Source organism: Streptomyces panaciradicis (genome assembly GCF_023516615.1).
In the GTDB taxonomy this organism is placed as follows: domain Bacteria; phylum Actinomycetota; class Actinomycetes; order Streptomycetales; family Streptomycetaceae; genus Streptomyces; species Streptomyces panaciradicis.
On the sequence record NZ_JAMGBF010000090.1, the window covers coordinates 18,423 to 31,334 of the forward strand.

General features: G+C 73.5%; 8 protein-coding genes, 1 tRNA gene and 1 pseudogene. 3 read left to right on the plus strand and 7 right to left on the minus strand.

Going from position 1 to position 12,912, the window contains the following annotated elements:
- Position 1: 1 nt before the first annotated feature.
- On the plus strand, positions 2 to 736 hold the full coding sequence (locus M8J74_RS27490; protein ID WP_249839010.1) for a Clp protease N-terminal domain-containing protein: 735 nt from the start codon (positions 2 to 4) through the stop codon (positions 734 to 736).
- Between the two features lie 257 nt (positions 737 to 993).
- Positions 994 to 2,709 carry a bifunctional 3'-5' exonuclease/DNA polymerase gene (locus tag M8J74_RS27495; RefSeq protein WP_249839011.1) on the plus strand — a complete coding sequence of 572 codons (1,716 nt, stop codon included), beginning with the start codon at positions 994 to 996 and terminating at the stop codon, positions 2,707 to 2,709.
- Between the two features lie 19 nt (positions 2,710 to 2,728).
- On the opposite strand, the gene M8J74_RS27500 is transcribed toward M8J74_RS27495, so the two are convergent.
- From M8J74_RS27500 to M8J74_RS27510, 3 genes are all read right to left on the minus strand, one after another.
- Positions 2,729 to 5,827, minus strand: coding sequence for an AfsR/SARP family transcriptional regulator (locus tag M8J74_RS27500; protein ID WP_372500283.1), 3,099 nt, complete (start codon positions 5,825 to 5,827; stop codon positions 2,729 to 2,731).
- 357 nt (positions 5,828 to 6,184) lie between these two features.
- Complete coding sequence (locus M8J74_RS27505; protein ID WP_249839013.1) at positions 6,185 to 7,087, minus strand: glycosyltransferase family 2 protein; 903 nt, start codon at positions 7,085 to 7,087, stop codon at positions 6,185 to 6,187.
- Between the two features lie 167 nt (positions 7,088 to 7,254).
- Complete coding sequence (locus M8J74_RS27510) at positions 7,255 to 7,686, minus strand: DUF3052 domain-containing protein (protein WP_249839014.1); 432 nt, start codon at positions 7,684 to 7,686, stop codon at positions 7,255 to 7,257.
- Between the two features lie 521 nt (positions 7,687 to 8,207).
- On the opposite strand from M8J74_RS27510, the gene M8J74_RS27515 reads away from it, so the two are divergent.
- Entirely contained in the window at positions 8,208 to 8,642 is a 435-nt protein-coding gene (locus M8J74_RS27515; protein ID WP_249839015.1) for a hypothetical protein, read from the plus strand.
- Between the two features lie 430 nt (positions 8,643 to 9,072).
- Here the strand turns inward: M8J74_RS27515 and M8J74_RS27520 are convergent.
- From M8J74_RS27520 to M8J74_RS27535, 4 genes and pseudogenes are all read right to left on the minus strand, one after another.
- Positions 9,073 to 9,149: transfer RNA gene (locus tag M8J74_RS27520), tRNA-Thr, on the minus strand.
- 108 nt (positions 9,150 to 9,257) lie between these two features.
- Positions 9,258 to 10,841 carry an alpha/beta hydrolase gene (locus M8J74_RS27525; RefSeq protein ID WP_249839016.1) on the minus strand — a complete coding sequence of 528 codons (1,584 nt, stop codon included), beginning with the start codon at positions 10,839 to 10,841 and terminating at the stop codon, positions 9,258 to 9,260.
- A 134-nt stretch (positions 10,842 to 10,975) separates the two neighbouring features.
- Positions 10,976 to 12,181 (minus strand): DNA polymerase III subunit delta', encoded by a 1,206-nt coding sequence (locus M8J74_RS27530; protein WP_249839017.1) that lies wholly within the window; start codon positions 12,179 to 12,181, stop codon positions 10,976 to 10,978.
- A 172-nt stretch (positions 12,182 to 12,353) separates the two neighbouring features.
- A pseudogene (locus M8J74_RS27535) lies at positions 12,354 to 12,912 on the minus strand (dTMP kinase); the annotation flags it as partial.

The window sequence follows — 12,912 nt, forward strand, 5'->3', positions numbered from 1 at the left end:
CATGTCGACGCATCCCACCGTCACGTCATCCGTACGTCTCGACGACCTCATCGCCGCGATCAAGAAGGTCCACTCCGAGCCGCTCGACCAGCTCCAGGACGCGGTGATCGCCGCCGACCACCTCGGCGAGGTGGCCGACCACCTGATCGGCCACTTCGTGGACCAGGCCCGCCGATCGGGCGCCTCCTGGACGGACATCGGCCAGAGCATGGGCGTCACCCGGCAGGCCGCGCAGAAGCGGTTCGTGCCGAAGGAGTCGACCGACCTCGACCCCAACCAGGGCTTCGGCCGCTACACCCCGCGGGCCCGCAACGTGGTGATGGCCGCGCACAACGAGGCCAAGGCCGCGCCGCACACCGAGGTCGGGCCGGCCCACCTGGTCCTCGGCCTGCTCGCCGAACCGGAGGGCCTGGGCGCCAAGGCGATCACCGCGCAGGGCGTCAGCCTCGACGCGGTACGCGAAGCCGCCACCGCCGCCCTGCCGCCCACCGCCGAGGCGGCCCCCGAGCTGGTCCCCTACGCCTCCGACGCCAAGAAGGTCCTGGAGCTCACCTTCCGCGAGGCCCTCCGCCTCGGCCACAACTACATCGGCACGGAGCACATCCTGCTGGCCCTGCTGGAGTTCGAGAACGGCACGGGTGTCCTGTCCGGACTCGGCATCGGCAAGACGGCGGTGGAGGCCGAGCTGGCCAAGGCCCTGGAGAAGTACCTGCAGGCTCCGCCGCAGTCGAGCTGAGGTCCTGGAGCCGCATCCGCAGGACCCGCCGCGGTCGGCCTGAGGCCCTGGAACCGTATCCGCGGGCCCCGCTCAGGTCGGCCCGAGGGGGCCCGGAGAGAAGTACCCGCAGGTCCCGCTGCGGTCGGCCCGAGGCCCTGCAGACGTACCCGCAAGCCCCGCCGCACTCGGCCCGACGGGCCCCTGGGGAAGTACCCGCAGGTCCCGCCGCGGTCGTGCCGAGGCCGTTGTCAGACCCTCCTGCCAGACTCGGCGGCATGACCGATCGCTGGGCGCTCGCCCCGGCCGAGGACGGTGGCGCGGAGATCGCCCCCCTCGGCCCGGACGGGCTGCTCGCCGGACCGGTCCTGTGGGAACCCGACCTCGCCACCGCCGTGCGGGCCCGGCCGGAGGTCGCCCGCTGGGTGTGGCGGTCCACGGCCGAGGTGTATCCGCGCCTGCTCGCCGCGGGGGTGCGAGTGGAGCGGTGCTACGACGTCGAGGACGCCGAGACCCTGCTGCTCGGGCACGAGGGGCGGTCCGGCGAACCCCGGTCGGCGGCCGCCGCCCTGGCCCGGCTGCGCGGCGGCCCCGTACCGCCCGACCCGCCCCAGCGGGCCGCCGTACCGGGCTCGCAGTCCTCCCTCTTCGAACCCCGCCCCGTGCATGTGCCGCTGCCCGACCTCGTCGAGGTGTACGCCGAGCAGCAGCGCCGGCACGAGGCGACCGACCGTCCGGAGCGGATGCGGCTGCTGACCGCGGCCGAGTCGGCGGGCATGCTGGTCGCCGCCGAGATGAACCGCGCCGGGCTGCCGTGGAGCGCCGAGGTGCACCGCCGTGTGCTGCACGAACTGCTCGGCGAGCGGTACGCGGGCGGCGGCGAGCCCCGGCGGCTGGCCGAGCTCGCGGACGAGGTGTCGGCGGCCTTCGGACGCCGGGTGCGGCCCGACCTGCCCGCCGACGTCGTGAAGGCGTTCGCGCAGGCCGGCATCAAGGTGCGCTCCACCCGGCGGTGGGAGATCCGGTCCATCGACCATCCGGCCGTGAAGCCTCTGCTGGAGTACAAGAAGCTGTACCGCATCTGGGTCGCCCACGGCTGGTCGTGGCTGCAGGACTGGGTGCGGGACGGGCGGTTCCGCCCGGAGTTCCAGGCGGGCGGCACGGTCACGGGCCGCTGGGTCACCAACGGCGGGGGCGCCCTGCAGATCCCGAAGGTGATCCGGCGCGCGGTCGTCGCCGACCCGGGCTGGCGGCTGGTCGTCGCGGACGCCGACCAGATGGAGCCGCGGGTGCTGGCGGCCATGTCCCGCGATCCCGGGCTGATGGAGGTGGCGGGACGCGAGACGGACCTGTACCAGTCCGTCTCCGACCGGGCCTTCTCCGGCAACCGCGACCAGGCCAAGCTCGCCGTCCTGGGCGCCGTGTACGGGCAGACCTCAGGCGACGGACTGAAGAACCTCGCCGCCCTCAGACGCCGCTTCCCCAAGGCGGTGGCCTACGTCGACGACGCCGCCCGCGCCGGCGAGGAGGGGCGGCTCGTGCGGACCTGGCTGGGGCGGACCTGCCCGCCGGCGGCACGGCCGGGCGGGGACGCGGCGGAGGAGGCGGGCATCCCGCAGGACGACCCCGCAGAGACCGGGACCGGTCCCGGGTCGAGCTCGGGCTCGGGCTCCGAGTGGGTGCCGGGGTACGCCTCGACCAACGCCCGCGCCCGCGGCCGCTTCGCCCGCAACTTCGTGGTGCAGGGCAGCGCGGCCGACTGGGCCCTGCTGCTGCTCGCCGGACTGCGGCAGGCATGCGCGGGCATGGCCGCCGAGCTGGTCTTCTTCCAGCACGACGAGGTGATCGTGCACTGTCCCGAGGAGGAGGCGGCGACGGTCGTGGCGGCGATCCGGGAGGCGGCCGAGACGGCGGGCCGGCTGACCTTCGGGCAGACGCCGGTACGGTTCCCGTTCACCACGGCGGTGGTGGAGTGCTACGCGGACGCCAAGTGAAGCGGCGCCAGGTCCGCGGTCACCGGTGCAGCAGCTCCCGCAGCTCCGCCGCCACCGTCTGCTCGTCCGTGCCGTCCAGGGCGTCGAGGGCCGCGTGCCACTCGGCCCGCGCCTGCTCGGCGCGGCCCCGCTCGCGCAGCAGGAGCCCGTACTGGTGGCGGGCGAGACCGCCGGCGTAGCGGTCGGCGCGGGCGTCGGCCCGCCGCAGGAGCTCGGCGCACTCGCGCTCGGCCCGTTCGGTACGGCCCAGCAGGCGCAGCGCGCGCACCAGGCCGAGCCGGGTCTGGGACTCGCCGTGCCAGTCGCCGTGGCCGCCGAGGATGCGCAGGCTCTCCTCGAAGTGCGGCAGGGCGGCGGCCGGTTCACCGAGGGTGAGATGCGCGTACCCGATGTTGCAGTGCGCGGAGTGCTGCACGATGACGGCGCCGATCTGTTCGCCGATCACGAGCGAGCGCCGGTGCTGCTCGATGGCGGCCCGCGGGTCGGTGTGCTCGTGCAGATTGCCGAGGTGGCTGTGGGTCACGGCCTCGCCGTAGGGGTCGTTCAGCTGCCGTGAGTACGCAAGGCTCCGGCGCAGCGCCCGCTCCGACTCCGCGTACCGGCCGAGGCCCTCCAGCAGCAGGCCCCGGTTGTTGAGGCAGCGGCGCATCCAGGAGACCCGGCCGAGTCGGCGCCAGATCCCCAGGGCCCGGTCGTTGAGGGCGAGGGCCTCGTTCTGGCGGCCCGTCAGGAAGTGCACCCCGCCCAGGTCGCCCAGCGCGTACGCCTCGGCCACCTCGTCCCCGAGCCGCCGGGCCAGCCGCAGGGCGGTACGGCCGAGAACCTCCATCTCGGCGACCCGGCCGCTGCGCTGGACGTAGGGGAAGAGCAGACGGATGAGGCAGGAGATGCGGGCGACCAGACGGTTGCCGGCGTCCGTCGGCGCATCGGCGTACCGCTCCACCAGCGTCACCACGTTCTCCAGCTCCATGTCCCCCCAGGCGAAGGCCTGTTCGCCGGACTCGAAGGGAGGCAGGGCGTCGACCTCCGTCGTGTGGTCCGGCGGCTGGGCGGCGGTCGGACGGCGGCGGTCCTCGCGGTCGAGGCCCGGTTCGACGAGCGCGATCAGGGCGAGTTCGGCGACGGCCGCGTACCAGCGCAGGGCGACGTCGGCGGCGGCCGCGGCCGGCCGGGCGCCCGATGCGCCGGCACCCTCGGCGAGTTCGCGGGCGAAGTCGCGGACCAGGGCGTGCGGGGCGTACCGGCCGTACGCCGTCTCCTCCAGGAGCGCCACGTCGATGAGCCGGTCCAGGGCCGCCTCGGCGCGGTGCGCGTCGATGCCGGCGAGACGGGCGAGCAGGGGTGCGCCGTACGCGGGCAGGTCGAGGGCGCCGATGCCGCGCAGGACGAGGGCGGCGTCCCGGTCGGACTCCCGGTCCGACGCGGCGAGCGCTTCGTGGGCGACGGCGAGCGACCGGCGGACGCTCAGGTCGTCGTACTCCAGGTGGTGCAACCGTCCCTCGGTGGCGGCCAGTTGCCCGGCCAGTACGTCCGGGGTGAGCGCTCGGCGGGCGGCGAGGCGGGCCGCGACGATACGCAGGGCGAGCGGGAGGCGGCCGGTGAGTTCGACGAGGGGGTGGGCCGCGTCGAGACCGTCCCGGCCGGAGACCGCCCGCAGCAGTGCCGCGCTCTCCTCGCCGGTCAGCGGGGTGAGCGGGTGTCGACGGGCCCCGTCGAGGACGGTGAGGGACGAGCGGCTGGTGACGATCACCGCGCAACCGGCGCCGGCCGGCAGCAGCGGCCGTACCTGCGCGGCGTGCGCGGCGTCGTCCAGCACCAGCAGGGTGCGGGTCGGAGCGAGGAGGGAGCGCAGCAACGCGGCCGCGGCGTCGGGGTGCTCGGGGATGTGGCGGGGCTCGGTGCCCAGGTCGCGGAGGAGGGCGGCGAGGGCCTGGGCGGCACTGAGGGGCGTCATGCCGGGGGTGGCGCCGTGCAGGTTGACGTAGAGCTGACCGTCGGGGAAACGTTCCCGCAGTTCATGGGCGACGTGCAGCGCGAGGGCGCTCTTGCCGACGCCGGGCATGCCGCTGATGACGGCGACGGCGGGCGCGTCACCGGCGCCGAGGGTGGCGCGCAGCTCGCCGAGGACGGCGGCACGGCCGGTGAAGTGGGCGGGAGGCGGCGGGAGTTGCGCGGGCGGCGGGAAGGGCTGGGCGGGGCGGGGCGCCGGGGGCGGAGCGGCCGAGGGGGATTCGTCCTCGCGCGGAGTGGCGGGGTCGACTTCGCCGAGGGCACCGGTGTCGGCATCGGCGTCTGCGTCGTCGGCGGCCTGCAGCACCTCCACATGGGCCTCGCGGACCCGCGGGCCCGGTTCCACACCGAGGTCCTCGACGAGGCGGGTGCGCAGGTCGCGGTGGACGGCGAGGGCCTCGGCGCGGCGGCCGGTGCGGTGCAGGGCGAGCATGAGCTGGCGGTGGTAGGACTCACGGAGCGGATGCTCGGCGGCGAGCGCGGCCAACTCCGGCACCAGCCGGTCGAGTCGAGGGCCGCCGACGGCGAGCTCGGCGTCGTAGCGCCACTCCAGGAGGAGCAGCCGGGCCTGGACGAGGCGCTGCGCGAAGGCGTATCCGCCCAGGTCGAACGGCAGGCCGTCGAGCGGTGTGCCGCGCCACAGGGCGAGCGCGCAGGCGCATTCGCGCAGCACCCGCTCCCAGTTGCGCGCGGCGTGGGCTCCGCGGGCCGCCGCGACGTGGCGTTCGAAGACGTGGACGTCCAACTCGCCCCGCTCGACCCGCAGGACGTACCCCGGCGGCACGGTCCGCAGCCGTTCGGGGTCGTCGAGCAGCCGCCGCAGCCGGGCCACGTGGTTGTGCAGCGAGGCGTGCGCGGAGGCGGGTGGCGCGAGCCCCCACAGCGCGTCCTTGAGCGCGTCGGCGGAGACGACCCGGCCGGGCTCCAGGAGCAGCGCGGCCAGCAGGGCGCGGACCTTCGGGCTGCCGATCGCCGTGACGCCGGCATCCTCGACGGGCCGGCCCCGGTCGGCGTCGGACGCGGACTCGGCGGCGGCGCCCTGGACGTCGTAGAGGACCGGTGGTCCCAGCAGCCCGAACCGCAGCTCGTGCCGACTCACGCCGCCCACCGCCCACCGCTCTCGGCGGAAATCCGCCCTCTTCCCGGCGGTTTCCCGCCACCCGTCCCCTGACCGGTCCCTGTCGGAATCCGCCGCGGTTCCGCCGCCGCGGCCCTGAGGGCCGACGACTTCACGCCAGTCGGCCGGGGGCGGCACGGAGGACCGTTGGCCACATGTTAGCGATCTGTTGGCGCGACCTGATGTGATCATTTCATCGGAACCGGCCCGGGGGTGCGCGCGTCAGACGCGTTGCTCGGGGGAGTGTCGCCGTCGCGGCCGGGTCCGGGGGACGTCAGAGGGTCCCGGTCGGCGGAGGTGAACGACCGGGACCCTCGTCCCCTCCCCCTCAACCTCTTGCAGGCGGTCTCAAATGACCGGCGGGCGCCCCAGGCGCGACAGGCGCCACACCGTCCGCCAGCGCATCGGCCGTCGTTCGCCCGCCGGTTCCCGCATGCCTTCCAGGAAGCCGCCGAACCAGGCGCGCAGCCCGGCCCGCGACCGGGTGCGCAGCAGGGTGAGGAGCACCCAGATGCCCAGGTGGACCGGGATGAGCGGCAGCGGCAGCCGACGGCGCACGAGCCACACCCTGTTCCGGGCGTTCACGCGGTAGTAGATGGCGTGCCGGGCCGGCGAGGTCTTCGGGTGCTGGAGCAGCAGTTCGGGCGCGTACAGGATGCGCCAGCCCGCGTCGGCCGCCCGCCAGGCGAGGTCGGTCTCCTCGTGGGCGAAGAAGAACGCCGCGGGCCAGTGCCCGATCTCGTCGAGCATGTCCGTACGGAAGGCGTGCCCGCCGCCGAGGAACCCGGTGACGTATCCGCCGCGCATCGGGTCGGAGGCGCCGACCCTCGGCACGTGCCGCTGCTGGGTCTCGCCGTGCTCGTCCGCGATGCGGAAGCCGACGATGCCGAGCCGGGGGTCGGCCGCGAACAGCTCCCCCACCCGCCGCAGCACATCGGCGTCGACGAGCAGCCCGTCGTCGTCCAGCTCGACGACGACGTCCACGTCCCCGAAGTCCCGCAGACTCTCCAGGGCCGCGTTGCGCCCGCCGGGGCAGCCGAGGTTCTCGTCGAGTTCGAGGAGGGTGACCTCGCCGGGCAGCGAGAGGCGTTCGGCGAAGTCGGGCAGCGGGCAGCCGTTGCCGACGATCACGATCCGCGTCGGGGCGAGGTCCTGCTTGGCCACGGACTCCAGCAGCGCGTCGACCTCGACGGGCCGATTGCCCATGGTCACGACGGCGACGGCGATCCGCGGCGCTTGCCTGTCCTGCATGCCCACACCCCGTCCGGCCGTCGCCAACATCGGCCGCGATGCTAGCCGTTCATGGTGTGGACTTCCTGAGTACGCCCTTTCGTATGCCAAGTCTTGGGACGAACCACGGCGGTGTTCACCCGTTCATACGTCGGCAAAGGCGCGGAGCGACCCGGCTCACGGGCCACTCACGCCCTCGTACGCCGGTTCTCCTTGCGCCGCACGAACTTCAGCCCCGACCAGTCCTCCCCCAGCGCGGCCACCTTCACGTCGACCACGCCGAGCGGGAGGAACAGCTCCCGCAGGTCGTTCTCGGCGATGTCGCTGACGTGCCCGGCGGCCTTGCGCGGCCACGCGATCCAGAGCATGGCGTCGTCGGCGAGCTCCCCGACGAGCGCAGGGGCCTCCGCGGCGAGCACGCGGTGCTCCCGGTAGAAGGCGACGGTCACGTCGGCCCCCCGCGGACCCGCCGCGACGCGTTCGACGCCGTCGGGGAGACCGGGGATGCCGAAGACATCCGGCGCGTGGCGCAGGGCGAGGCGATGACCGGCCTTGACGCCGAGCTTCCTGGCGAGCGGAGTCCCGGAGTAACCGCCGGCCGCAGCACCCGTTCCACCCATGTCCGGCCTCCGATCACCGAGCGCGGCCCACTCACCCGCCAGCGAACATGAGAAACCCCAGGCCGACAACCTCTGACCTGGGGTTCGCTGGAGCCGCCTTCGGGATTCGAACCCGAGACCTAGGCATTGCGAGACCGTGGGCGTTCGTGCTGCGTGGTGCCGGGCGCGCTTTTGGGTGACGTTCTGCCTGATCAGGGCACGTGCGGCGGGCTGGTCCGGTTACCTCGCATTACACCGTCCAACGGCGTCCGGCCACAGACTGGCCCCCGGGAAGGGCACCTCGGGTGCCAAGGGCCAGGACACCGGGGTTGTCGTCTCGTCGCAGACAGCGAGAGTCCTGCAACGCCCGTCCTGGTGCACAACGAGTGCCTCACCTCCGTCACGCTCGGGTTGACGGAGACCGCGGACGACCCGTTCGCGCTCGCCGTTTTCGCCGACCGGACCGAGGCCAAGATGTATACCGACTGGGGTGACAGAAACTGGACCTCCACGTTCAAGGAGCCATCGACCCGAAGAGCACGGTGCAGATCCACTTCAACCTCGAAGGCATCGAAGATGCGAAGGATGCACGCTCCATGGACGGGGTCATTTGGAGGGTGATCGTTCTGCAGCCGCAAGCGACGGGCCGGGAGGGGCAACTCCCTCTCCACTTCAAGCGGCCCTTCCGACTCTGGTCCTACGAGGTGTCGCATCGCCGCCTCGTGCTGCGCGCACGCCCGGGAGGCGGAATAGACGGAACGGTGGAAGTCGAGTTCCTGGACGTCCTGGGCATGAAGCTCAAGTCCCAGTACGCCGAACTCCAGATCTGCCGCGCCTCCGACACAGCCACCACCGGCATCGACGAGTTCGTGGGCATCCCGGACAGACATCGGTCCAAATACACCACGCTGCTCGTCTCCGACGGGTCGGATGACGGTTTCGTCGTCTGCGGCTCACTCCGCGTCCACGAGAACTGACACCTCGAACCCAGACCACGCCGACCGTCCCCGTTCCCGCACTGCCGCCGGGCATGTGGGAGCGGACGCGTTTGCGATTGCTCGTGGCCCTGACGTTGGCTGTCCCCTGTAAGCCGTCGGGTTTCCTGGTCACCTGTACGCGGCCAGCCCCCGCCCAGCTACGACGGTGGTGTCTCTGATGCTGGTGGATGGTGCCTCGGGACCGAACGCGATGCTGGACTGTGCGGCGGACCGTACGGATTCTCCCTCGTGGCGAACTCCGGTCCCTGCAACGCCGGCACCGAGGTCGGGCGCCGCGCTCGGAGGCTGGCCGAGCATTGATCATGGGATTGTCCAGATGGCACAACCTACGGCCCTGAGCACGCCTGTGACGAGACGGCGGACCGGAAACAAAAAACCCCAGGTCAAAGGATTGACCTGGGGTCCGCCATGGAGCCGCCTTCGGGATTCGAACCCGAGACCTACGCATTACGAGTGCGTTGCTCTGGCCATCTGAGCTAAGGCGGCGCGCCGTCCGCACTATGGTGCGATCAGCAACGTCGGTAAGTCTACACAGTTTCCGGGGGTGCTCGGACCACGCCCCGGAGGCGGGGGTTCCGGGGCGTGGAGCTGGGGCTACGAGCAGCGTTTCCCCTTGGCCGGCGGGGTGCCGCGGAGCAGGTAGGTGTCGATCGCGGAGTCGATGCAGTCGCTGCCGCGGCCGTAGGCGGTGTGGCCGTCGCCCTGGTAGGTGAGGAGGCGGCCGGAGGTGAGCTGGGCGGCCAGGGACTGCGCCCAGCGGTACGGGGTCGCCGGGTCGCGGGTGGTGCCGACCACGACGATGGGCGCCGCGCCCTTCGCCTCGATGCGGTGCGGCTCGCCCGTGGCCCTCACCGGCCAGTACGCGCAGTTCAGGGAGGCCCACGCCAGCCCCTCGCCGAAGACGGGCGACGCCTTCTCGAAGGACGGCAGCGCCTTCTCCACCTGCTCGGGCGAGGAGAACGCGCCCGGCAGGTCCAGGCAGTTCACGGCGGCGTTGGCGAACATCAGGTTCGAGTAGCGGCCCTGGCCGTCGCGCTCGTAGTAGCTGTCGGACAGCACGAGCAGGCCCGCTCCGTCGCCGTCCTTCATCGCCGACGTCAGCGCCTCCCGCAGCTGCGGCCACGAGCCCTCGTCGTACATCGCCGCGATCACACCGGTGGTCGCGAGGGCCTCGCCGAGCTTGCGGCCGTCCGCGTCGCCGGTGGCGAGAGGGTGCGCGTCCAGCTTCTTGAAGAAGGCGCTGAGGTTGCGGCCCACCTGCGCGGGCGTGGTCCCCTTGTGGCCGAGCGGGCAGTCCGGCTGCCGCACGCAGTCCTTCGCGAAGGACTGGAAAGCCGTCTCGAAGCCCGCCGTCTGGTCGAGGTTCAGCCGCCGCGCGGACAGCGTGGGGTCCATCGCGCCGTCCAGCACCAGCCGGCCCACCCGCTCCGGGAACAGCCCGGCGTACGTCGCCCCGAGGAACGTCCCGTACGACGCCCCCACGTACGTCAGCTTCCGGTCCCCGAGCGCCGCCCGCAGGATGTCCATGTCCCGGGCGGCCTCGACGGTCGACACGTGCCGCAGCAGGCCCGCCGAGTGCGCCCCGCAGCCCTCCGCGAACTTCTTGTACGCATCGACGAGTTCGCCGGTCTCCCGCTGGTCGTCGGGTGTCGTGTCGGTCTGCGTGAACGCGTCCATCTGGCGGCCGTTCAGGCACTCGACCGGCTCGCTGCGGGCGACGCCGCGCGGGTCGACCGCGACCATGTCGTAGCGGGCGCGCACCTCGGCCGGGTAGCCGATGCCCGCGTACTGCTGCAGGTAGCCGATCGCCGAGCCGCCCGGCCCGCCGGGGTTGACCAGCAGCGATCCCAGCAGCTTGCCCTTGCCCGTGGCCTTCTTGCGGGCGACGGCCAGCTTCACGTCCCCGCCGCCCGGGTGGGCGTAGTCGAGCGGCGCCTTCATCGTGGCGCACTGGAAGCCGGGGACTCCGCAGTCGCGCCAGCTGAGCTTCTGCCCGTAGTACGGCGCCAGCGCGGACGGCGTCGACCGGGGCAGCGCGGCCAGCGCCGCCTCCGCCGCGCCGCCGGCGGAGGCGGCCGGACCCGAGGGGGAGCAGGCGGAGACGAGCAGGGCGGCGGTGGCGAGGAGGAGGGCGGCGTTTCGGGGCCGGCCGGGACGGATGCTGCGCCTGATGTGCATCAGGCGAGCGTAACCGTGCGCAGTGGATCGAATGCGGTGCGTGTGGAGCGTGGCTCGTACGAGTTATCCGGTCAACCTCCGTTTACCCGGTCAACCTCCGTTGATCGCCGGCTCGGACTCGCAGGTCGGCGTCCTCAGCCGGCTCTGAGCGCCATCGTCATCGCCTCGACCGCGAGCAGCGGGGCCACGTTGCGGTCGAGGGCCTCGCGGCAGGCGGCGATCGCCTCGATGCGGCGCAGCGTGGACTCCGGTCTGGTGCCGTGGGCGATGCGCTCCAGGGCGTCCTCGGCGTCCGCGTTCGCGATGGCGACCCGCGAGCCGAGCTGAAGGGCGAGGACGTCCCGGTAGAACGCGGTGAGGTCGGTCAGCGCGAGGTCGAGGCTGTCGCGCTGGGTGCGGGTCCTGCGCCGCTTCTGCTTGTCCTCCAGGTCCTTCATGACCCCGGCCGTCCCGCGCGGCATCCGGCCGCCCTGGACCGCACCCATGGCCGCCTTCAGCTCCTCCGTCTCCTTGCCGTCCATCTCCTCGGCGAGCTGCTTGGCGTCCTCGGCGGCCGCGTCGACGAGCTCCTGGGCGGCCCTGAGCGCCCCGCCGACGTCCTCGACCCGCAGCGGCAGCTTCAGGACGGCCGCGCGACGCTCACGGGCGGCGGGGTCGGTGGCCAGGCGGCGGGCCCGGTCGACGTGCCCCTGGGTGGCGCGGGCCACGGCGGCGGCGACGGCCGGCTCGATCCCCTCGCGGCGTACGAGCATGTCGGCGACGGCGTCCACGGACGGCGTCAGCAGGTTCAGGTGGCGGCAGCGGGAGCGGATGGTGGGCAGGACGTCCTCGATGGAGGGCGCGCACAGCAGCCAGACCGTGCGCGGGGCGGGCTCCTCCACGGCCTTGAGCACGGCGTTGGCCGACTTCTCGTTCAGCCGCTCGGCGTCCTCGACGAGGATGACCTGCCAGCGGCCGTTCGCCGGGGACGTGAACGACTTCCGTACGGTGTCCCGCATGTCCTCCGCGAGGATCTGCGTGCCGACCGCGGCGACGGTGGTGACGTCGGCGTGCGTGCCGACCAGGGCCGTGTGACAGCCGTCGCAGAATCCGCAGCCGGGGGATCCGCCGAGCGCGCGGTCGGGCGAGACGCACTGCAGGGCGGCGGCGAAGGCCCGCGCCGCCTGGTTGCGCCCGGCGCCGGGCGGGCCGGTGAACAGCCAGGCGTGCGTCATCTTGGACGCCTCGGGAAGCGGTGCCTCGGCCGCGACGGCGGTGACGAGGGCGTCGGCGTCCCGGGCGGCCGCGTCCAGCTGCGCGGCCACCTTCTCCTGGCCGACGAGGTCGTCCCAGACGGTCATGCGTCCCCCCGCCCTTTCGTCACGGTTCGTGTTGCGCGTTCCATTGTGCGGGGTGGCACTGACAACGGGGCCGACGGAGCCCGAGGGTCGGCCGCCCGGCCGACGGAGCCGGAGGGGCGGCCGCCACACGGGCCGGCCGCCCCTCCGATGCCTCAGCTCTCCGGGGTGTTGCTCAACGTCCCCGGCCGCGACGCCGGCCCCGGCCCGCGTCGTCGTCGTTGCCGTCCTGATGCGGCCCGAGCAGTTCGTCCGCCAGCGTGGGCAGGTCGTCCAGCGGGGTCTCCTCGGCCCAGTCGGACCGGGCCCTGCGCCGCGGCGCGCCCTCGGCGTCCAGCTGGGGCATCTCGCGGGTACGGTCCTCGGTCCCGTCCGGCCGGGCGGGCCCCGCCGGCTCGTCCCGGAAGTACCCCTGCGGCACCCGGTCCGACGGATCCTCACCGCGCACCGGAGGCAGCACGGCCGTCTCGTCCGCGGCACCCGGAGGAACCGGCGGCAGCACGGCGGTGTCGTCCGCCGCGCCCGGCACCACCGGCGGCAGCACGGCCGTGTCGTCCGCGGCGCCCGCGGGAGCCGGCGGCTGCGGCAGCTTGGCCGTCACCTCGGACTCGGACTCGCCAGCGCCACGCTCCCCGCGCCGCGCGCCCCGCGGCTCCTCGTCGCGCACCGGCCGGAGTACGGCCGTCTCCTCGACGGGTCCGCCCGAGGCGTTCGTGGGCGTCACCACCGGCGTC